Annotated in this window: 21 protein-coding genes; 9 read left to right on the top strand and 12 right to left on the bottom strand. The window is 60.2% G+C overall.

Going from position 1 to position 19,387, the window contains the following annotated elements:
• Nucleotides 1–101: 101 nt before the first annotated feature.
• From LY631_RS16545 to LY631_RS16535, 3 genes are read left to right on the top strand one after another with little or no spacing between them, the layout of a single operon-like run.
• The gene (locus LY631_RS16545; protein WP_274426694.1) at nucleotides 102–1,430 is read left to right on the top strand and encodes an aspartate aminotransferase family protein; all 1,329 of its coding nucleotides are present in this window, start codon (nucleotides 102–104) and stop codon (nucleotides 1,428–1,430) included.
• A 3-nt stretch (nucleotides 1,431–1,433) separates the two neighbouring features.
• Complete coding sequence (locus tag LY631_RS16540; protein WP_274426693.1) at nucleotides 1,434–1,724, top strand: cupin domain-containing protein; 291 nt, start codon at nucleotides 1,434–1,436, stop codon at nucleotides 1,722–1,724.
• A 9-nt stretch (nucleotides 1,725–1,733) separates the two neighbouring features.
• Nucleotides 1,734–2,984 (top strand): Zn-dependent hydrolase, encoded by a 1,251-nt coding sequence (locus LY631_RS16535; protein WP_274426692.1) that lies wholly within the window; start codon nucleotides 1,734–1,736, stop codon nucleotides 2,982–2,984.
• Here LY631_RS16535 and LY631_RS16530 read toward each other — a convergent pair.
• On the bottom strand, nucleotides 2,974–4,125 hold the full coding sequence (locus LY631_RS16530; protein WP_274426691.1) for an AI-2E family transporter: 1,152 nt from the start codon (nucleotides 4,123–4,125) through the stop codon (nucleotides 2,974–2,976). The two genes, LY631_RS16535 and LY631_RS16530, sit on opposite strands and share 11 nt — an antisense overlap.
• A 157-nt stretch (nucleotides 4,126–4,282) precedes the next feature.
• A complete protein-coding gene (locus LY631_RS16525; protein ID WP_274426690.1) occupies nucleotides 4,283–5,182 on the bottom strand; it encodes a helix-turn-helix domain-containing protein in 900 nt (299 codons plus the stop codon).
• 104 nt (nucleotides 5,183–5,286) lie between these two features.
• Between LY631_RS16525 and pobA the strand changes: the two genes are divergently transcribed.
• The 5 genes from pobA to LY631_RS16500 are packed head-to-tail and all read left to right on the top strand — an operon-like array spanning nucleotide 5,287 to nucleotide 9,338.
• Nucleotides 5,287–6,456, top strand: coding sequence for a 4-hydroxybenzoate 3-monooxygenase (gene pobA / locus LY631_RS16520; RefSeq protein ID WP_274426689.1), 1,170 nt, complete (start codon nucleotides 5,287–5,289; stop codon nucleotides 6,454–6,456).
• Nucleotides 6,457–6,475: 19 nt separating this feature from the next.
• A complete protein-coding gene (gene pcaC, locus LY631_RS16515) occupies nucleotides 6,476–6,871 on the top strand; it encodes a 4-carboxymuconolactone decarboxylase (protein ID WP_274426688.1) in 396 nt (131 codons plus the stop codon).
• Entirely contained in the window at nucleotides 6,868–7,608 is a 741-nt protein-coding gene (gene pcaH, locus LY631_RS16510; protein WP_274426687.1) for a protocatechuate 3,4-dioxygenase subunit beta, read from the top strand. The genes pcaC and pcaH overlap by 4 nt, the downstream gene beginning before the upstream one ends.
• Before the next feature lie 2 nt (nucleotides 7,609–7,610).
• Nucleotides 7,611–8,225 (top strand): protocatechuate 3,4-dioxygenase subunit alpha, encoded by a 615-nt coding sequence (gene pcaG / locus LY631_RS16505; RefSeq protein WP_274426686.1) that lies wholly within the window; start codon nucleotides 7,611–7,613, stop codon nucleotides 8,223–8,225.
• Between the two features lie 45 nt (nucleotides 8,226–8,270).
• Complete coding sequence (locus LY631_RS16500) at nucleotides 8,271–9,338, top strand: 3-carboxy-cis,cis-muconate cycloisomerase (protein ID WP_274426685.1); 1,068 nt, start codon at nucleotides 8,271–8,273, stop codon at nucleotides 9,336–9,338.
• Between the two features lie 16 nt (nucleotides 9,339–9,354).
• Here the strand turns inward: LY631_RS16500 and LY631_RS16495 are convergent, their stop codons facing one another.
• The 4 genes from LY631_RS16495 to LY631_RS16480 all read right to left on the bottom strand — a co-directional run bounded on the left by LY631_RS16495 (nucleotide 9,355) and on the right by LY631_RS16480 (nucleotide 11,365).
• On the bottom strand, nucleotides 9,355–9,732 hold the full coding sequence (locus LY631_RS16495) for a DoxX family protein (protein WP_274426684.1): 378 nt from the start codon (nucleotides 9,730–9,732) through the stop codon (nucleotides 9,355–9,357).
• A 70-nt stretch (nucleotides 9,733–9,802) separates the two neighbouring features.
• Nucleotides 9,803–10,267 (bottom strand): carboxymuconolactone decarboxylase family protein, encoded by a 465-nt coding sequence (locus LY631_RS16490; RefSeq protein WP_274426683.1) that lies wholly within the window; start codon nucleotides 10,265–10,267, stop codon nucleotides 9,803–9,805.
• A gap of 12 nt (nucleotides 10,268–10,279) precedes the next feature.
• The gene (locus tag LY631_RS16485) at nucleotides 10,280–10,798 is read right to left on the bottom strand and encodes an RrF2 family transcriptional regulator (RefSeq protein WP_274426682.1); all 519 of its coding nucleotides are present in this window, start codon (nucleotides 10,796–10,798) and stop codon (nucleotides 10,280–10,282) included.
• 132 nt (nucleotides 10,799–10,930) lie between these two features.
• Nucleotides 10,931–11,365 (bottom strand): MarR family winged helix-turn-helix transcriptional regulator, encoded by a 435-nt coding sequence (locus LY631_RS16480; RefSeq protein WP_274426681.1) that lies wholly within the window; start codon nucleotides 11,363–11,365, stop codon nucleotides 10,931–10,933.
• 109 nt (nucleotides 11,366–11,474) lie between these two features.
• On the opposite strand from LY631_RS16480, the gene LY631_RS16475 reads away from it, so the two are divergent.
• Nucleotides 11,475–12,146, top strand: coding sequence for a glutathione S-transferase family protein (locus LY631_RS16475; RefSeq protein WP_274426680.1), 672 nt, complete (start codon nucleotides 11,475–11,477; stop codon nucleotides 12,144–12,146).
• 37 nt (nucleotides 12,147–12,183) lie between these two features.
• Here LY631_RS16475 and LY631_RS16470 read toward each other — a convergent pair whose 3' ends face one another.
• The 6 genes from LY631_RS16470 to LY631_RS16445 all read right to left on the bottom strand — a co-directional run bounded on the left by LY631_RS16470 (nucleotide 12,184) and on the right by LY631_RS16445 (nucleotide 19,020).
• Nucleotides 12,184–12,528 carry a VOC family protein gene (locus LY631_RS16470; protein WP_338000444.1) on the bottom strand — a complete coding sequence of 115 codons (345 nt, stop codon included), beginning with the start codon at nucleotides 12,526–12,528 and terminating at the stop codon, nucleotides 12,184–12,186.
• A gap of 76 nt (nucleotides 12,529–12,604) precedes the next feature.
• A complete protein-coding gene (locus tag LY631_RS16465; protein ID WP_274426678.1) occupies nucleotides 12,605–14,734 on the bottom strand; it encodes a dipeptide ABC transporter ATP-binding protein in 2,130 nt (709 codons plus the stop codon).
• Nucleotides 14,735–14,744: 10 nt separating this feature from the next.
• Nucleotides 14,745–15,902, bottom strand: coding sequence for an ABC transporter permease (locus LY631_RS16460; protein WP_274426677.1), 1,158 nt, complete (start codon nucleotides 15,900–15,902; stop codon nucleotides 14,745–14,747).
• Between the two features lie 12 nt (nucleotides 15,903–15,914).
• The gene (locus LY631_RS16455) at nucleotides 15,915–16,952 is read right to left on the bottom strand and encodes an ABC transporter permease (RefSeq protein WP_274426676.1); all 1,038 of its coding nucleotides are present in this window, start codon (nucleotides 16,950–16,952) and stop codon (nucleotides 15,915–15,917) included.
• Between the two features lie 74 nt (nucleotides 16,953–17,026).
• Complete coding sequence (locus tag LY631_RS16450; RefSeq protein WP_274426675.1) at nucleotides 17,027–18,676, bottom strand: ABC transporter substrate-binding protein; 1,650 nt, start codon at nucleotides 18,674–18,676, stop codon at nucleotides 17,027–17,029.
• An 89-nt stretch (nucleotides 18,677–18,765) separates the two neighbouring features.
• Nucleotides 18,766–19,020 (bottom strand): hypothetical protein, encoded by a 255-nt coding sequence (locus LY631_RS16445; protein WP_274426674.1) that lies wholly within the window; start codon nucleotides 19,018–19,020, stop codon nucleotides 18,766–18,768.
• Nucleotides 19,021–19,387: the final 367 nt, after the last annotated feature.

The raw sequence follows: 19,387 nt of genomic DNA, 5'->3' as shown, positions 1-19,387 counted from the left end.
CACTAGCGTAATCGCGATTGTTGTTTGTCCAAACGGCCGGAACCCACCTATCGTGGACACCGACAAAGCCGGGGACACGGGGAACACGAAGGAGGCTCATGATGCCGGACCGTCTGAACAAGCGGCCGAACGATCTTAGCGCATTCTGGATGCCGTTCACGGCGAACCGGCAGTTCAAGCAGGCGCCGCGCATGTTCGTCGGCGCCAAGGATATGCACTACACGACCGAGGACGGCCGTCAGGTTCTGGATGGTACCTCCGGCCTGTGGTGCGTGAACGCCGGTCACTGCCGGCCAAAAATCACCGAGGCGATCCAGCAGCAGGCGGCCGAGCTCGACTATGCGCCCGCCTTCCAGATGGGCCACCCAATAGCGTTCGAATTCGCCAACCGTCTGGTCGACATGGCGCCGGAGGGCATGGATCATGTCTTCTTCACCAATTCCGGCTCCGAATCCGTCGAAACGGCGCTTAAGATCGCGCTTGCCTATCACCGGGCCAAGGGCGACGGCTCGCGCTTCCGCCTGATCGGCCGCGAGCGCGGCTATCACGGCGTGAATTTCGGCGGCATCTCCGTCGGCGGCATCGTGGCCAACCGCAAGATGTTCGGCACACTCCTGACCGGCGTCGACCACCTGCCGCACACGCACCTGCCCGAACAGAACAGCTTTACACGTGGCGAACCCGAGCACGGCGCCGATCTGGCGGATGAGCTTGGGCGCATCGTGACCCTGCACGACGCCTCGACCGTAGCGGCGGTGATCGTCGAGCCGGTGGCTGGCTCCACGGGCGTGCTCATCCCGCCGAAAGGCTATCTGAAGCGCCTGCGCGAAATCTGCGACAAGCACGGCATCCTGCTCATCTTCGATGAAGTAATCACCGGCTTCGGCCGCCTCGGCACGCCCTTCGGCGCGGATTATTTCGACGTGGTGCCGGACATCATGACCACGGCCAAGGGCGTCACCAACGGCGTGATCCCGATGGGTGCGGTGTTCGCAAAGAAAGAGATCCACGACGCTTTCATGAACGGGCCGGAGCATCTCATCGAGTTCTTCCACGGCTATACCTACTCGGGCAACCCAATCGCCTGTGCGGCCGGCCTCGCGACGCTCGAAACGTACAATGAGGAAGGCCTGCTGACGCGCGGAGCGGAGCTTGCGCCCTACTGGGAGGACGCGCTGCATTCTCTCAAAGACGCGCCGAATGTGAAGGACATCCGCAACATCGGGCTGGTGGGCGCCATCGAGCTGGAGTCCATTGCAGGAGAACCGACGAAGCGCGCCTTCTCCGCTTTCCTGAAAGCCTACGAGAAAGGCGTACTCATCCGCACCACGGGCGACATCATCGCGCTCTCGCCGCCGCTCATCATCGAGAAAGGCCAGATCGACGAGATCGTCGATTGTCTGCGCGATGTACTTAACGAGGTGGAGTGAACGATGGCCCGACCGCAGGCGACACATTCCCTACTCGTTGATGATGCGAAGGTGCGGGTCACCCGGTGGGATTTTGCGCCGGGTGCGGAGACCGGCTGGCATCGCCACGGCATGGATTATGTGATCACCACCTTGACGCCTTGCACGTTTCTGATGGAGGAGCCCGGGGGCGAGAGCCGGCGCGTCGACATGCCGGCCGGCGAAAGCTATCGTCGCGACGAAGGCGTCGAGCACAATGTGGTGAATGGAGGGCCCGAGCCCATGTCATTCGTCGAGGTCGAGTTGAAGCATTGAGGGGAACTGATGGCGCAACCGGGTGAAAACTTGAGGATCAACGCGGACCGCCTGTGGGATTCGCTCATGGAAATGGCGAAGATCGGTCCCGGTATTGCCGGCGGCAACAACCGCCAGACATTGACCGACGAGGACGGTGAAGCCCGCGCGCTCTTCAAGCGCTGGTGCGAGGATGCCGGCATGACCGTCTCCGTCGATGAGATGGGCACCATGTTCGCGCGCCGCGAGGGGACCGACCCGGATGCCCTGCCCGTCTATGTCGGCTCCCATCTCGATACCCAGCCGACCGGCGGCAAATATGACGGCGTGCTGGGTGTACTCGGCGGGCTTGAGATCGTCCGCAGCCTCAACGATCTCGGCATCAGGACGAAGCATCCCATCGTCGTCACCAACTGGACGAACGAGGAAGGCACGCGCTTCGCGCCGGCCATGCTCGCCTCCGGCGTCTTTGCCGGATTGCATGAGCGCGACTGGGCTTATGACCGCACCGACAGGGACGGCAAACGCTTCGGCGACGAACTGCAACGCATCGGCTGGAAGGGAGACGAGCCCGTCGGCCAGCGCAAGATGAAGGCCTTTTTCGAGCTGCATATCGAACAGGGGCCAATCCTGGAGGACGAGGATATCGACATCGGTGTCGTCACCCATGGTCAGGGGCAGAAATGGCTGCAGGTGACCATCACCGGCCGCGAAAGCCACACCGGCTCTACGCCTATGTACAAGCGCCGCAACGCCGGCCTTGGCATGGCACGCGTGACCGAGCTGGTGCACGAAGTTGCAATGGACTACCAGCCCAACGCAGTCGGCGCTGTCGGTCATGTAGAAGTGTATCCGAACTCGCGTAACATTATTCCCGGCAAGACGGTGTTCACGGTCGACATCCGCTCACCGGACAAGAAGATCCTGGACATGATGGACGCGCGCATCCGCGAAGGCGCCGCCGCAATTTGCGAGGCATTGGATGTCGGCCATGAAATCGAGCAGGTCGGCCATTTCGATCCCGTCACCTTCGACGAAGGCTGCGTGAAAGCAGTTCGAGACGCGGCGGACCGCCTTGGTTACTCGCACCGCAACATCGTCTCCGGGGCGGGACACGATGCCTGCTGGATAAACCGCGTGGCACCCACGGCGATGGTCATGTGCCCTTGCGTTGATGGCCTGTCGCACAACGAGGCGGAAGAGATAGATCCCGAATGGGCGCAAGCCGGCGCGGATGTGCTGTTCCACGCAGTTGTGGAGACGGCGGAGATCATGCCCTAGGCGATTCTTCCTCCGGCTGTCCCGGCTCAGTCTCCTGCTCTGCAGAGAAGAAATCCGCGAAGGTCCGCAACGGCTCGATGTGGCTGCAAAAAATCTTGATGGCGACCATCAGCGGTACAGCGACCAGCATACCAATGATGCCCCACAGCCATCCCCAGAAGGCAATGGCGAGGAAGACGGCGACCGGATTCATTGCGAGCCTGCGCCCGAGCACGGTCGGGGTTACGAACTGTCCTTCGAGGGTCGTGAGGAAAAGATAGTAGGCCGGAACCAGCGCGGCATGAGAGAGCGTTGGGAAAGTTCCCAGCGCAACGGCGGTCACCAGCCCGATACCGATAACCGCCCCGACATACGGTATGAAGTTCAGAACCGCCGCCAGCGTCCCCCAGAGGGCCGGGTTCGGCATCCCGATCGCCCATAGCCCAATCCCTACCGCCAATCCCAGAGAACCGTTTATGAGCGCTATTGTGGAGAGATAGTGGGAGAGTTCGCGCTCGATATCACGCGCTATTTTCAGTGCTTTCTTCTTGTCGGTCAGAGTAGGCATGGCTCTGACGATCTTGATGTAGAAGAGATCGCCGGAGGATAACAGAAACAACAGGAGAACAACGGCAAAGAACCCGCGCGCCGCAGCTTCGGGCGCATTGGCCGCTGCCACTGTCAGAAGCCCAGGCTCCCTCACCACCACTTCCTCTGGATCGGACGGGCTCTGTTCCGTATCGGTCGCAGCCAATCCTTCGATCTGCTCGGTGGCTTGCTGGACTTCCTCTACCGGCGCGCGAAACTGATTGAGCTTTCGCTCGATCTCGATCCCTATTCGCGGCAGATCATCCAGAAGCGCGGCTACCGGGCTGCTGAGATAGTAGAACCCCACCGCGAGACTCGCCAGAACTGCGAGCACCAGCCCTGCTGCGGTCAGAAACGGTGGAACACGGCGCCGGCCGAAGAAGCGTACGACGGGGCTCAGCGTAAGAGCGACGAGGAAAGCGAGAAGCACGGGCAAGACAAATGCCTGCGCGTAGGACAGAGCCGCAAACACCGCGATCAGAAGAAGCCCGACAATCGTCCAATGCGGACCATCCTCGCTGGCACGCGCAGCACTTGGAGGACCATCACTCCGTTGCGGATCAAGCTTACTCATCGCCGGGTGAAAAGCGCAGGCAGGCCCATTGTTCTTTTTCTTTTCCCGTCCTGAGCATCACGCACGGCCCGCGTCCCTTTTACAACCCTTTAGCCTCGCCCAACAGCAAAACAGTTCACCAAGCAGGATTGTTCCGAATGCGCGCGGCTAACAAAGGTCAAGCAGCCATCTTCTGCCGCTCCGACTCGCGGAATGCTCCTGGCGTCATTCCCGTTTCGCGTTTGAAAAAGCGGTTGAAGTAGGCAGGGTCCTGAAATCCCAGAGAATAGGCGATCGTCTGAACGGGTGTCGGTGTGAAGATCAGGTCACGCCGAGCAGCACGCAAAAGATGCTGCGCGGCCAACTCGCGCACGCTGGTGCCGGCCTCGCGCCGTGCGATGCGGTTAAGGTGGGCGGGTGAAAGCCCCAGTTTCGCGGCATAAAAACTCACCGGCCGGTGTTCCCGGCAGTGAGCGGCAAGCAAGGCTGCCAAGGCATTCATACGATGACGGTCGTGTTGCGGCCGGGCGGGATTTTCAAGGTCCTGCAGTGCCTCTGCCCCCGCACGTGCAAGCCGCAGGACGATTTCCGTGACCATCGCATCGAGCAGAACTTCACTGCCGGCGCCGGGAGCATGGATCTCTTCATGAAGGCGCGCGGCAATCGCAGCCAGCCCCCTGCCTTCATGGTCCTCATCGCCGAGCGGAGTGACCCTGGATTGCGACAGATAGGCCGCAATACCAAGGTCGCAATCGCGTACGGACGAAAGCCGTTCGCCCAGCACTGTCAGCACCAGTCCGTCGGCATTGTGCGAGTAGCGAAAGCCGTGGACGGCTCCCGGCGCGATGTAGATAGCGCAGGGCGCGGCAAAAACTGTCCGCTCAGTACGGCTGAGCAGTTCCCCCTCACCAGTTTCCAGCATGAATATCTGGAAAAGCGCATCGTGCCGGTGCAGCGATATCTCCCAATTGTGCAGCCGGCTACGCAGTGGAAGCGTCTCGCTATGCAGCCAAAAGTCATCGGATTCATCTGATTTTGCACGATAAAGCCGGTAGTTGGGGATGCTTCGCGCTGCCATCTGCGTCTCCCTAGGATGATCGGAAAGTGCAATAGAACGCTGCAAAAGTCCATTGTGAACGCATCGCGGAGGTTTCAATCTCAGGAACCGGGAGGCTCAAGCGAATGCGGACGCAGATCGCCATTATCGGATCAGGACCAGCCGGCCTTTTGCTGGGCCAGTTGCTGACGAATGCCGGCATCGACAATATCATCCTCGAGCGAACGACGAAGGAGCACGTGCTCTCGCGCATCCGCGCCGGCGTTCTGGAAGAGGGCACGGCCGCCATGCTGGATACAACCGGCGCCGGCGGGCGCATGCATTCGGAAAGCCTGCCGCATGACGGGTTCGACATCACTTTCGACGGCCGCCGGCATCGTGTTGACCTGTTCGAACTCACCGGTAAGCGCGTCATCATCTACGGACAGACGGAACTGACGCACGACCTGATGGACAAGCGCGAGGCTTCCGAGGCACTCTCCGTCTATGAAGCGGCAAACGTACAACCGCATGACTTCGAGTCCGGCCGTCCCCACGTGACCTACGAAAAGGACGGAAAGGTCCACCGGATCGACTGCGATTTCATCGCCGGGTGCGACGGATATCACGGCATCTCGAGGAAAGCCGTGCCGGAGAAGGCCATCGAAACCTTCGAGCGCGCCTATCCCTTCGGATGGCTCGGCATTATTGCCGATGTTCCGCCGGTCGGTGATGAATTGGTCTACGCCAACCATCCCCGCGGCTTCGCCCTCTGCTCGATGCGCACACCGACCCGCAGCCGCTACTATGTGCAGGTGCCCGCGGATGAGAAAATCGAGAACTGGTCCGACGAACGCTTCTGGGACGAGATACGCCGCCGCCTCCCGGAAGGAACCGCGGAGGCCATGATCACCGGTCCCTCGGTGGAGAAGTCAATTGCGCCGATCCGCTCATTCGTGGCGGAACCGCTGCGCTTCGGCCGCCTGTTCCTGGCTGGCGACGCCGGCCACATTGTGCCACCGACCGGCGCGAAGGGCTTGAATCTCGCTGCGAGCGACGTGAACTATCTCTTTGACGCGTTTCATGAATTCTATTTGGAGAATTCCAGCGACGGCATTGAAGCCTACTCGCAAAAAGCGCTTGCCCGCGTCTGGAAGGCCGAGCGCTTCTCCTGGTGGATGACGACCACCCTGCATCGCTTCCCCGACCAGGGGACCTTCGGACAGAAGATCCAGCACGCTGAACTCGACTACCTTTTCCAGTCACGCGCCGCGCTTACCATGCTCGCGGAGAATTATGTCGGCCTGCCGTACTGAAGCCACGGAGAAACGGAACATGAACGAAAAAACAAAACGCTTTGAAGAAGGGCTGGCCACACGCCGCTCTGTGCTGGGTGACGCTTGGGTCGACAAGGCGCAACAGAACAAGACGGAGTTTGACGCGCCCTTTCAGGAACTCATAACGGAAGCCGCCTGGGGGCATGTCTGGTCGCGGCCGAACTGGTCAAAGCGGGAGCGCTCGATCGTGACCGTCGCGATTCTTGCTGCGCTCGGCCGCTACGAGGAACTGGTCCTGCATGTCCGCGCTACCGCGAACACCGGAGCGAGCGCGGAGGATCTGCGCGAGGCCATGCTCCATGTCGCCATTTATGCCGGCGTGCCGGCGGCCAACCACGCCATCAAGATAATCAAGGAGATACTTGCCGAAATGGAATCGGGAGAGAATGAATGAAGAACATGAAGCCCGAGGCAGGCGGTTTTTTTCAGCGGGTCCGCCAATGGCATCCGCCGGCCTTTGCGCCGGGCTACAAAAGCACCGTTATGCGCGCGCCGCAAAAGGCGCCGATCGCTTTCCCGCAAACGCCGTCCGAAATAACCGGTCCGGTCTTCGGCCGTGAAATGCTGGGCGAGCTGGATAACGATTTGACGGTGAACTACGCCAAATCCGGTGAAAGCGCCATTGGTCCGCGTATCATCGTCTACGGACGGATTCTGGACGAGAACACCAGGCCGGTGCCGAATGTGCTGGTCGAGTTCTGGCAGGCCAATGCCGGCGGGCGCTACCGCCACAAGAAAGACGGCTATCTCGCTCCGCTCGATCCCAATTTCGGAGGCTGCGGCCGCGCGATTACCGACGAGGACGGCAATTATTGGTTCCGCACCATCCAGCCCGGCGCCTATCCCTGGCCCAACGGCATCAACGACTGGCGGCCGGCGCACATTCACTTTTCCGTGTTCGGGCACGGCTTCGTGCAGCGCCTGATCACACAGATGTATTTCGAAGGCGATCCGATGATCTGGCAATGCCCGATCGTGCGCACCATCCCCGATACGGAGGCGATCGAGGGGCTGATCGCCGCACTCGACATGGATTCGACGGTGCCGATGGACGCGCGCGCCTATAAATTCGATATCGTGCTTCGCGGGCGCCGCTCGACAATGTTTGAGAACAAGCTGGAGGGCAATTGATCATGGCGCAGACACTGACAAGGCTCAAAGAGACGGCGTCCCAGACCGGCGGGCCTTATGTCCATATCGGCATGACCCCGAATGTGTGCGATATCAATGGCATCTACCCTGAGGATCTCGGCGTGCACATGGTCAATGAGAAGACCAGGGGCGAGCGGATCACGGTCGAGATGCGGATTTTCGACGGCACTGGCTCCATCATCAAGGATGCGCTGATCGAAGTCTGGCAAGCGGATACCGATGGCTTATACAATTCACCGTCGGAGCCGCGCGGCAAGGCGGATCCCAACTTTACCGGATGGGGGCGCCAGGCTTCGGACATGGAAACGGGCGTCTTCACCTTCGAGACCATCAAACCCGGCCGTGTTCCCTTCACCGACGGCCGCCTGCAAGCGCCGCACATCTCGCTGTGGATCGTCGCGCGCGGCATTAATATCGGCCTGCAGACGCGCATGTATTTCGGCGACGAGGAAGAGGCGAACGCCGAAGACCCGGTGCTGACGCGCCTTGAACACCAAAAGCGCGTGCCTACCCTTGTCGCGCCGCGCAATGGCAACACCTATACCTTCGACATCCATCTACAGGGTGATCAGGAGACGGTGTTCTTCGACGTGTGATACAATGGGCGCGAGTTTGCATATGGCTGCCGCAGTGCATCGACGATGACCACATCCGCTTTCGACCACCCGTTTCTCGGCAACCTGCTCGGCGATCCGGCACTGCTCGAGTGCTTCTCCGCGAGCACGGACATTCTGCAGATGCTGCGCTTCGAGATCGCGCTCGCCGAGGCGGAAGCGGCCGAAGACATCATCCCGAAAGATGCCGTCGCAGCCATCAAACGCGCCACGGATGTGTTCGCCCCCGATATGGGTGCCCTAGCGGCTGGTGTTGCGCGCGACGGCGTCGTCGTGCCGGCACTTCTTACAGAGCTCCGCGCACTTCTTGACGAGGAGCACAGGAAAAACCTGCACTTCGGCGCCACGAGCCAGGATGTCATCGACACCAGTCTTGCGCTGCGCCTGAAGCAAGCCTGCGAGTCGCTTCTCTCCCGTTTCGAGGGAGTGATCGAGGCGCTCGCGGCGCTCGAAGAACGCGACGGCCACATCGAGGTGATGGCGCATACGCGTATGCAGGCGGCCATTCCCGTGACCGCCCGTCGAAAGATCCGCTCCTGGCGGGAGCCGTTGGAGCGTCATCGCACACGGCTGGAAAGGGTGCGGTCGGAAGTCGAAATCCTTCACTTCGGAGGTGCCGCCGGTACGCTCGACAAGCTGGGCGACAAGGGTCCGGCGGTGGCAGATCGCCTGGCGAAAGCGCTGGACCTCAACCGCGTTGATCATCCCCGCCACTCCGAACGCGACGGACTTGCCGATTTCGCTTCCGTGCTGTCGCTGACCACCGGAAGCCTGGGAAAAATGGGCCAAGACGTTGCATTAATGGCGCAAAACAAAATGGGCGAGGTTGAACTTTCCGGCGGCGGCGGCTCATCCGCCATGCCGCATAAAAAGAACCCCGTGAAGGCGGAGGCGCTCGTCACGCTCGCCCGGTTCAACGCCACGCTCTTTCCCGGCCTGCACCACGCGCTGGTGCATGAAAATGAGCGGTCCGGCTCCGCATGGACGCTGGAATGGATGCTGCTGCCGCAGATGGTGATGGCGACGGGCGCGGCCCTGCTCCGCGCCACGGAGCTGGCTCAAGGCATTTCCTTCAAACCCTCCGCATCCCGTTAGGACTGTTATATAGGGGCTACCGCGCTGCCGCGATCACCAGAATAAAGGCGCCAGCCAAGGCGATATTGCTGATGACTCCGTTTATACGATTGCTCCGATCCAGCCCCGCATGGTCCCAGAAATTGTGAAACAGAAGCGTCGCGGCAAGGAGGAACGCGATCAACCCCATTGCTGCGGCAGATGTCCACAAGCCAGCAACTAAAAGTGCGCCGCAAACAATCTGCAAAGCAATACCAGCAATCAGTACGAGCCGGGCTTGCGGCACGCCGCGTGCGCCAATCACTTGCGTAAGAACGGGGATGCTCCGCACGTTGCGAACCCCCGCATAAACAAAAGCCCCGCCGAGGAGCAGGTGGCCGAGGGCGATAGTCAGGTTCAAGGTTTCAGCAGGCACTGAAAGACTCCTTAGATGGTCAGGTGTCGGATGCGCCGCCATTAGACGGCGCTTCCGCCGGTCCGCAGTCCTATGCGGCGAGAGTGTGTTTCTCGGAGACCGGATGAATGGCGTGGAAAGCGACACAGAGCCGGTTCCACGTATTGATCATCGAGATGGCGACGGAGAGATCGACCAGCTCTTTCTCGCTGAAATGCTTGAGCATCTCCTCGTATAGTTCATCCTCCACCGGCCCGTCGGACAGCTTTGTGAGCTTCTCAGTCCAGGCGAAAGCGGCGCGCTCACGCTCGGAAAAAAGCGGCGACTCCCGCCACGCGGCAACCAAATGCACGCGCGGCTCGCTCTCTCCGTCCTCGCGCGCCTCACGGCTGTGCATCTCGACGCAATAGGAGCAGCCGTTAATCTGTGATGCCCTGAGCTTGATGAGATGCAGGAGGCCTTTGTCCACGCTAGCTTCCCGTATTGCCATCTCAAGGGCCCGAACGTTCTTCATAAGCTCCGGCGAAGACTGAAAAAAATCGAGACGTGCTTCCATCTATATGTCCTTTCATTCTGACTCTGGGGAGGATGCGGCTCGCGGCCGCTGGTGACGCGCCAGAAAGGCGCAACCGAACGCAATCGCCCGCGGATCGGCATCTGCCTGATATCCCGCGATCACGTCGGTAAGCTTCGTCTCGGCGAGCACGGCCCGATAGGCCTGCTCGGCCTTCAACATGGCGGCATTGATACCGCAAGGTTTCACATAGACCTCCGGCTCCAGCGCGCCCGGCCCGCGCTGCCGGATTTCGGCGCACCGAAACGCCGGTTGTCGCCCCTCCACAGCCAAAACGATATCGAGGAGGCTGATACGCGACGGCCCGCGCGCTAGCCGGTAACCGCCATTGGGACCCGGCACTGATTCAAGCACCTTCGCCGCCGAAAGCGCTTGCAAGTGCTTCAAGAGATAGCTTTGCGAAACGCCGTGATACTCCGCCAGCGCGCTGGCCGGCAGGGTGCGCCCCTCTTCCAGCCCGGCCAGAAGGGTCGCGCAATGAATAGCCGCTTCAACTCCGTCGCTAAGTTTCATCGCCTTCTCCAATCCTGGATATTATCTATCATGGATATTTATTGTCCACAATAAGAAAAGAGCTCCCACCCTCTGGTGTCATCGCTGGAATGCGTTCTGAGAAACTGGGAAGAGGCGACCGGTCGAGGGCGCTCACGTCAGCTTTTTCAAGAGCCCGCTCAGCGTCTCAGCTTCCTCCGCGGTCAACCGGCAGCCGACGGCTTCCTCGATCGCCTGCTCGTAAACAGCCCACATGCGCTGCCTCAAGGCGCGGCCTTCAGCACTGATATGCAGAATTTGCCCGCGCCGATCTTCCGGACAGGCACGACGCTCGATCAGACCGGCCTTGCACATGCGCTCGGCCAGCCGCGAAAGGTTGTACTGTTCGAACAGCAGCGCCTCCTCCAACGCATAGGGTCGTAGTCCAGCCTCCCCCGCTTTCTCCAACTCCCACAGCGCGTCGTACCAAGACAGCGACGGCAATCCCGCCTCTTTCAGCCGCGCCTCGACACGGGCCATCGCCACGCGCTGAGCGCGCGCAAGAGCGATCCAGGCGTCGACGGCCGCTTCATGCTTGTCCTCTGCCATGCCCTCACCATTTATTTATTAGATGCACATGCATCTACCTTGACTCAGGATCTCTCAAGGCCAATATAGATGCAACTGCATTAAAGTTCCAGCACCCAGGAGAATTCGGATGCAAGAGAAACTTACCCTCGTCTCCTTCGACCTATGCCCCTTTGTCCAGCGCTCGGCCATTGTTCTCAAGGAGAAGGACGTGCCGTTCGAGCGCATCGACATCGACCTTCAGAACAAGCCGGACTGGTTCCTCGCCATCTCTCCACGTGGCAAGGTCCCCGTGTTGAAAGTCGGCGAACATGTGCTGTTCGAGAGCTCTCCGATTGTCGAATACCTGGATGAAACCTATCCACCGCGTCTCCACCCGGAAGACCCTATCAGGCGTGCCCGCCACCGGGCGTGGATGGAGATCGGCTCGGCGGCGCTCGGCGACATCTGGACGTTGGAGACCACGCCCGAGCGCGAGAAGTTCCATGCGGCCACTGCCGCGCTCAAGGAGAAACTCACCCGTCTGGAAGATGAGCTCGGCGATGGGCCATACTTCGCCGGCGAGAACTTCTCAGTCGTTGACGCTGTTTTCGCTCCCGCCTTCCGCTACTTCGACGTGATCGACCAGATCACCGATCTCGGCGTCTTCGATGGTCTGACAAAGGTGCAGAAATGGCGCAAGGCGCTGGCGGAGCGTCCATCGGTGAAGACGGCCGTGGTGCCGGATTACAATGAGCGGCTCCGCCGTTTCCTGCACAAGCACGACGGTGTGCTCGCGCAGATGGATAAAGCCGCCGCCTGACTGTAGAAGGGGCGGCGGTCAGCGCCGCCCACTTCACTCACTCCTGATTAATAACGATTCGGTTGCCTTCGCTGTCACGGAACTCCGCGAAGACAACACCCTTGGTCCAGGGCGCCTCCCGAGGCTCGGTGATGATTTCGACACCTTCCGCCTTCAGCTGGTCGATCGTTTCGTGAAGGTTCTCCGTCACGAGAACAAGCATAGGCTTGTCGGATGGCGTATCATCACTGCGCGAGCTGAAATGCAGATGCGTACGCGCGCCCGGAAGCGCCAGTTCGACCCAGCGCCATCCACCCTGGCCATAAGCGCTATCCACCGCGACGGTCCAGGACAGTTTCTCGGTATAGAAGGCTATCGCCCGATCTTGGTCGAAGACGGGCAATTCAGCAAATTGAGATACATGAGAGGCTCCATTCGCCAAGCCTGAAGTGTACCGCCAATCTGCGTTCCCGCAACTCTCAACTCTGCGGCTCGGCCTCTTTCCCCTCGTCAAAACTTATGACGGGCTCCATCTTGCTCAGGACTTCGTTTTCCAGCCAGCAGAGGCTCCTGTGCCCGCCCCCGAGGTCCCTGAGAGGCGGCAGCTCACGCTCGCAGCGATTCTCCGGCACCAGGTGCTTGTAGGGGCAGCGCGTCTGAAAGGGACAACCGGAAGGCGGATCCATGGCCGAGGGAATATCGCCTTCGAGCACGATGTGCTTCTTACGCACTGAGGTATCGGCGATTGGGATCGCCGATAGAAGCGCCTCCGTATAGGGATGATAGGGCGGCGAAAAGATCTGCTCGGTCGTGCCCTGCTCGACGATATGGCCGAGATACATGACGACCACGCGGTCGGCGAGATAGCGCACGACAGAAAGATCATGGCTGATGAACAGCATGGTCGTTTTGTTCTTGCGCTGAATGTCCATCAGGAGCTCGGTCACGGCGGCTTGAACGGAGACGTCGAGCGCGGAGACCGGCTCGTCCGCCACCACGACCTTGGCATTTCCGGCAAAGGCCCGCGCCACGCCGATGCGCTGCTTCTGACCGCCGGAAAGCTGGCGCGGCATGCGGCTGGCGAAGGCGCGCGGAAGCTTCACCAGATCGAGCAGTTCCAGCATTCGGTTCTTCCGCTCGGCCACGGTACGCCCGACCTTGAATTTCTCAAGCGAGCGCATGATCTGCCCACCCACCGAATGGCTGGGATTGAGGGTGTCGAACGGGTTCTGAAACACCATCTGAATGCCGCCGACGGTCTGGGCATCGCGATCCTCAACCGCCGTGTCCTGGATCTCGGCATTGTCGAGCACGACCGTACCTTCGGTCGCGGTTTCCAGGCCGAGCAGAACCTTGGCAAGCGTGGACTTGCCACATCCCGACTCGCCGACAATGGCGACGGTTTCAGCCTCGCGCGCCTCGAAACTGATCGCCTCGTTCGCCTTGACTGTACGCGCCTCCGAGCCGCCGAAAAGCGCGTTGGTGGATACCTGATAATACTTCTTCAGGTTTTCGATCTTGAGCATGGGAGCGCCGGGCGAAACCGGCTCCCGCTCGACCTTGGCACCCTCAGGAAGCGCAGCCCAGTCGATCTCGTCAAAGCGGATACACCGCGACTCGTGGCTTTCCTGCCCTTTCACCTCTATCATGGGGATCTCGGCCGCGTCGCAGCGCCCCTCCACAAAGTGCTGACAACGCGGGCCGAAGTTGCAGCCCTTCGGCCGCTCGTGGGGCAAAGGCAACTGGCCGGGAATGGCGATCAGCGGCCGCGCATTCTTATCCGCGCCCGGCAGGGGGATGGAGCGGAAAAGCCCCTGCGTGTAGGGATGGCGCATGCGGTCGAATACGTCCCTGACGCTGCCCGTCTCCACCGCCTCTCCCGAATACATCACCGTGATCCTGTCGCAGGTCTCCAGGATCAGCCCCAGATTGTGCGACACGAAAATCATCGACGTGCCGAATTCCTTGCCGAGCCCCTTCACCAGTTCGACAATACCGGCCTCAACCGTCACATCGAGAGCGGTCGTCGGCTCATCCAGCAAAAGCAGCGACGGCTTGGAAAGCAAAGCCATGGCAATCACGATACGCTGCTGCTGACCACCGGAAAGTTGGTGCGGATAGGCCCGCATGATGCGCTCCGGATCCGGAAGCCGAACCGCGCGCACCATCTCTACTGAGCGGTTCCAGGCCTCTTCTTTGGACACTTTCTCGTGGATCAGCGGCACTTCCATGAGCTGCTTGCCGATTTTCATCGCCGGATTCAGGCTCGCCATCGGCTCCTGATAGACCATGGAAATCTCATTGCCGCGCAGATTGCGAAGTTCCTCCTCGCTCATCTCGCCCATATCGCGACCTTTGAACTTGATCCGCCCGCCGACGATCTCGCCGACATTGGAAAGGTCGCGCATGATGCCGAGCGCCACGGTGGACTTGCCGCAGCCGGATTCGCCCACGATTCCCATCGCTTCGCCCGGCATGACCTTGCAGGAAAAATCCATCACCGCCGGGATTTCCCCCGCCCGCGTGTAGAAGGAAATCGAAAGGTTCTCGATTTCCAGGATGGGCTCGGCATTCGCCTGAACGGTGGTATCGCTGATGGCTTCGTTCATCACACTGCCCTCAGTCTTTCAAGGATTGCTCGCGCAGAGCGTCGGCAAGGAGGTTCAGCCCAAGCACGAAAGACATGAGCGCGAAAACCGGCGGCAGCGCGGGATGGACGTAGGCACGCAGCAGCCGGCTCGACTCCTTGATGCCCGTCCCCCAGTCGGGGCTTTCCGGCGCCAGGCCCAGGCCAAAATAGCCGAGCGTACCAAGCAGGATGGTCGTATAGCCGATCCTCAGGCATACATCGACGATCAGTGGCCCGCGCGCATTGGGCAGAACCTCCCAGAGCATGATGTACCAGGGATTCTCACCGCGCGTCTGCGCAGCCGACACATAGTCCCGTGTCTTGATGTCCATGACGAGACCGCGCACGATGCGGAAAACGCCGGGGCTGGAAGCGAAGACGACCGCCACAAAGATATTGAGCTCGTTCGGCCGGATCGAAACGAGCCCGAGCGGATCAGCATTGAAAACCAGACCGGCATAGATCCAACCACCCAACACAAACGTGGCCGCGAGCAATACAGCCAGGAGACCCGGACGCCTGCTGAAGCGCGTGTAGAACAATGTCGAGAAAAAGATCATGGGGAAGATGAAGAATACCCCTGCCATCCATTGCGGAATGGCGGTCTCGCGAATGCCGGGCGTGACCAGGAGATAAAAGAGCAGGATGACGGGAAACGCCAGAACCAGATTGGCGAGGAAGGACAGAATATTGTCGATCCGCCCGCCATAATAGCCCGCCGGAAGGCCCAGAGTAGTTCCCACCATCAGCGCGAACAGGGTCGCAGCCGGCGCGATGACCAGCACGATTTGGCTGCCGAACACCATGCGCGAGAACACGTCCCGCCCCAGCCGGTCACCACCGAACAGGAAGGGCAACCCGCTCTCGGGGTCGATCGTTCCGGGCATGGAATTCCTCAGAACCGGCACCTGCTCCAAAGCACCGAATGGCGTAATCACATCGGCAAAGACCGCGGTGAAGAGCCAGAAGAGGCAGATCATCAGGCCCGCAATTCCAACGTTGGAGTCGAACAGATGACCGTAAAGGCCGAGGTATTTCCTGTAGCGCAGGCTGAGAACGAGAATAGTGGCCAGCGCAATCCACACAGGCCAGAACCGCGCGAGCGTTCCGAAAAGGATGCCGAAAAAACCGAGCGTGTCGAACTCCATAGCCCGACCCTCCTATTGCACTCGGATGCGCGGATTGAGCAGCGCATAGCCGATATCGGATATAAGCTGTGTGGAAAGCACCACGAACACCGAAACCAGCGAGCAGGCCAGCAGCAGGTCGATGTCGTTGTTGGCCGCTGCTTCCACGAGCGTATAGCCGAAACCCTGATAGCGGAACATCACTTCGACGATCACGACACCGGTGAGCAGCCAGGGAAACTGCAGCATGATCACCGTAAAGGGAGCGATCAGCGCGTTGCGTAACGCATGCTTCAAAACCACGGCATTGAATCCGAGCCCCTTGAGCCGGGCAGTGCGGATATACTGCTGGGTCATGACCTCGACCATAGAGGCCCGCGTCATACGTGCGATATAGCCGGTCCCGTAGACGGCCATGGTCATCACCGGCAGCGCAAAATTGTAGAAGGTGATGCCGCTATTCGTTGCCGAAGCCGCCGAGGCATTGAGCCAGCCGAGCCAGGAAGCGAATACGACGGCAAAGATAACGCCTGAGATGTATTCAGGCGTGGCTGTAGTTGTGATAGACGCGACCGAAAGGCCGCGGTCTATGCGGCTTCCCTCCCGCATGCCGGCAAGCACGCCGATGACCAGCGACACCGGCACCATCACCGCCATCACCCAGAACATCAGCTTGCCGGTGGCGGCAAGCGCCGGCAGAAGTTGCGCGGTAACCGGCTGCCTGAACTTGGTCGAACAGCCAAAATCCCCCTGCAGGATTCCCGAATAGCGAGGCACTGCCGGCTCGTTGCAATAGGAGAACCGAGATGTCGCCTCGCCGGTCTCCCGGTCGATGTTGGGCTGCTTTTGGAGCACACCGAGCCACTGGCCGTAGCGGACGAAGAAGTTCTGGCGATAGCCGTTATCCTGCAACCAGCTTTCGATCTCCGCGCCCGACGCGCGCTGGGTAAGCTGACCGATAGCCAGCTTCTTCAGGTTCGGCTCGAGGTTGATCAGAAAGAACACCACGAGCGACAGGCACGCCATCGCCAGCGCCATGACACCGAGGCGACGAAAAATAAAGCTCAGCACGACCTTCCCCCTCTTCGCGGAGGTTTATTTTTCTTGTTGCGGGAGAAGCCGGGACGGCTTCTCCCGAAGAATCGTTACTGGTCCAGCCATACCCCCGCGAGATCAATCTCGAAAGTAGGATGCATCTCGAAATTCTTCACTTCCGGGGTGGAGTGGTTGAAGAGCTTTCGCCAGTAAGGTTGGATAATGATTCCGGAATCCTGGATGTGCTGCTCGATGTCTTTCATCACCGACTGCCGATCTTCCGAGTCCGGAATCGTCAGCGCCTCGTCAATGAGAGCGTCCAGATCTGGATTGGAATAGGCAGTCTCGTTCCAGGATTGGCCAGAGCGGTAGGCGAGCGCAACCACCTGGATGCCGAGCGGACGCATATTCCAGTTGGTCATTGAATAAGGATACTTGGTCCAGTCGTTCCAGAAGGTCGACCCGGGAAGCACTTCACGGCTCACCTTGAAACCGGCCTTGCGAAGCTGTGCAGCGATGGCATCGCCGGTATTCTTGTGCCAATCCTCGTCCGCTGTGATGAGCGTATGCTCGAAATCCATCTGGCCCGCCTCTTCCATAAGGGCCTTTGACGCCTCGGGGTCGTGCTCGAAAGGCGGTATTTCCGCATAGTCCGGCTGAATCGGGGATACGTGGTGGTTCTCTGCGACCTCGCCCGCATTGTTGTAGCCCAGCGTCAGTACGGTTTCATTATTCACCGCAAGCTGCAACGCCCGCCGCACCCGCTGGTCGTCGTAGGGCTTATTCTCGACATTGGTGCGCGCAACCAGCGTCGTGGCCGTCATGACCTCGGACCTATCAAGGCCAAGAGAATCGAGAATCGAAACGTAGTCCGCCGTCGTCTCGTAGTTCCCCTGCACCTCGCCAGCCTCGAACATAGCCAGCATCGCGGAAGGATCGGGGCCGTAATCGATGAACTCGATGCCATCGAGATAGGCCTCGCCGCCCCACCAGCCGCCATCCTCGCGGCGCTTCAGTACCACACGGTCGCCGACTTCGTAGGAGACCAGTTCAAACGGCCCCGTGCCGATCGGATTGGCGACGAAGTTACGGCCGGTCTCGTCGAAACTGGGATGAACCAGCAGGCCCGGATAATCCGCCAGGCCCGGGATGATCGAAACGTCAGGTTTTTCAAGAGAAAGCCGGACGGTATACTCGTCGACCTTTTCGATAGCCCCTTCGCGTGCCTTCTCCGTGTCAGGATCGATCAGCGAAGACAGGCGCGTTGCCATCGAGTTGCCGGCCACCGTCTGATCACACCAGCGATTGAGGTTGTACATGACGTCATCCGCGCTGAACGGATCGCCATTGTTCCAGGTCGCGCCCTGACGGACATGCAGAATGTACTCGGTAGCGTCCTCGTTGACTTCCCAGCTGTCCAGCAGCTTGCCCTCGAAGGTGAACTCGCGCGTGTATTTCACCAGCGGCTCGAGCGTCTGGCGCATGGCATTGGCGATTTCAGACCAGTCGGCCGTCATCGGGTCCTTTGGCTCTTTGACCCACATGGCCACCTTCAACACGCCGCCCTGCTTCGGGTCCTGTGCCATTGCCGCCTGCGGCGCCGCGAGCCCGGCCATCGCATAGGCACCTGCGGTTGTCGCACCGAAAGCACTCGCCAGCGCAAGGAACTCGCGCCGATCCATCTTGCCTTTCCGGGCTTTCTCGCCCAGCGCCTCTATACGCGCGGGAACTCGGCCGCTACCGCTCTTAAAAAATTTCATTCGACGCCCTCCCAGTGATCGGTTGGCCCATTTTTCATTGGTTTTCAGAATTCACCGAGCGTTTAGCATTTAACATTCCTCAACGCTTGTCAAAGAGCCATAGCAGCTTTTCTGAAGAACCTTTCAATAGCGCCGTTTTCACGCCGCAAACTGAACGACGAATTGGAAACGGGACTACCGTTGGTGACAGACAATAGCACGCGTGTGGTCCCCTGACGCTGCGGCATCTTTGGAGTTCGTTCTCCGTTCTTCCAGTTCAGGCAGTTGCACGCGCATTTTTTAAGCTCTTGCCAGAAGCGCCGGCGCATCCCCATATTGGCGATCAAAGCAGGAAATAGTCTCATGGAATGTTTTTCCGGTCAGTCGGCGCAAATGTCAGACCGCGCCCGCTATCTTGTCGCCGTCCTTTTTTTGGCGGCCACGTTCGGTCTTGCCGGCTCTGCGGCGGTCTTTGCCCAAGCGGGTCCGCTGGGGAACCCGCCAGAACGCTCCATCGGTCCCCGCTGCCCCATAGGATCGGTTTTCGCCGGCGGGCAATGCGTCAGGCCTCAAACAGGGCCGCAATGCCCTCCAGGGACAGCAGGGCAGCACCCGAACTGCCGACCAATCGTGCGCTCCCTGTGTCCGCCCGGCACTACCGGAATCTACCCAAGTTGCCGGCCGACGTTAAAGCGTCCTCCGCCGCTGGATGCGCCCGGGCTCCAGCCGCAG

The organism is Chelativorans sp. YIM 93263 (assembly GCF_028767125.1).
Classification (GTDB): Bacteria; Pseudomonadota; Alphaproteobacteria; order Rhizobiales; family Rhizobiaceae; genus Chelativorans.
This window is presented reverse-complemented; position numbering and strand designations above follow the sequence as displayed.

Bases quoted from the DNA above. Each gene is read 5' to 3' on its own strand.
- LY631_RS16545 (WP_274426694.1), top strand. From the start codon at position 102: ATGCCGGACCGTCTGAACAAGCGGCCGAACGATCTTAGCGCATTCTGG.
- LY631_RS16540 (WP_274426693.1), top strand. From the start codon at position 1,434: ATGGCCCGACCGCAGGCGACACATTCCCTACTCGTTGATGATGCGAAG.
- LY631_RS16535 (WP_274426692.1), top strand. From the start codon at position 1,734: ATGGCGCAACCGGGTGAAAACTTGAGGATCAACGCGGACCGCCTGTGG.
- LY631_RS16530 (WP_274426691.1), bottom strand. From the start codon at position 4,125: ATGAGTAAGCTTGATCCGCAACGGAGTGATGGTCCTCCAAGTGCTGCG.
- LY631_RS16525 (WP_274426690.1), bottom strand. From the start codon at position 5,182: ATGGCAGCGCGAAGCATCCCCAACTACCGGCTTTATCGTGCAAAATCA.
- pobA (WP_274426689.1), top strand. From the start codon at position 5,287: ATGCGGACGCAGATCGCCATTATCGGATCAGGACCAGCCGGCCTTTTG.
- pcaC (WP_274426688.1), top strand. From the start codon at position 6,476: ATGAACGAAAAAACAAAACGCTTTGAAGAAGGGCTGGCCACACGCCGC.
- pcaH (WP_274426687.1), top strand. From the start codon at position 6,868: ATGAAGAACATGAAGCCCGAGGCAGGCGGTTTTTTTCAGCGGGTCCGC.
- pcaG (WP_274426686.1), top strand. From the start codon at position 7,611: ATGGCGCAGACACTGACAAGGCTCAAAGAGACGGCGTCCCAGACCGGC.
- LY631_RS16500 (WP_274426685.1), top strand. From the start codon at position 8,271: ATGACCACATCCGCTTTCGACCACCCGTTTCTCGGCAACCTGCTCGGC.
- LY631_RS16490 (WP_274426683.1), bottom strand. From the start codon at position 10,267: ATGGAAGCACGTCTCGATTTTTTTCAGTCTTCGCCGGAGCTTATGAAG.
- LY631_RS16485 (WP_274426682.1), bottom strand. From the start codon at position 10,798: ATGAAACTTAGCGACGGAGTTGAAGCGGCTATTCATTGCGCGACCCTT.
- LY631_RS16480 (WP_274426681.1), bottom strand. From the start codon at position 11,365: ATGGCAGAGGACAAGCATGAAGCGGCCGTCGACGCCTGGATCGCTCTT.
- LY631_RS16475 (WP_274426680.1), top strand. From the start codon at position 11,475: ATGCAAGAGAAACTTACCCTCGTCTCCTTCGACCTATGCCCCTTTGTC.
- LY631_RS16465 (WP_274426678.1), bottom strand. From the start codon at position 14,734: ATGAACGAAGCCATCAGCGATACCACCGTTCAGGCGAATGCCGAGCCC.
- LY631_RS16460 (WP_274426677.1), bottom strand. From the start codon at position 15,902: ATGGAGTTCGACACGCTCGGTTTTTTCGGCATCCTTTTCGGAACGCTC.
- LY631_RS16450 (WP_274426675.1), bottom strand. From the start codon at position 18,676: ATGAAATTTTTTAAGAGCGGTAGCGGCCGAGTTCCCGCGCGTATAGAG.
- LY631_RS16445 (WP_274426674.1), bottom strand. From the start codon at position 19,020: ATGAGACTATTTCCTGCTTTGATCGCCAATATGGGGATGCGCCGGCGC.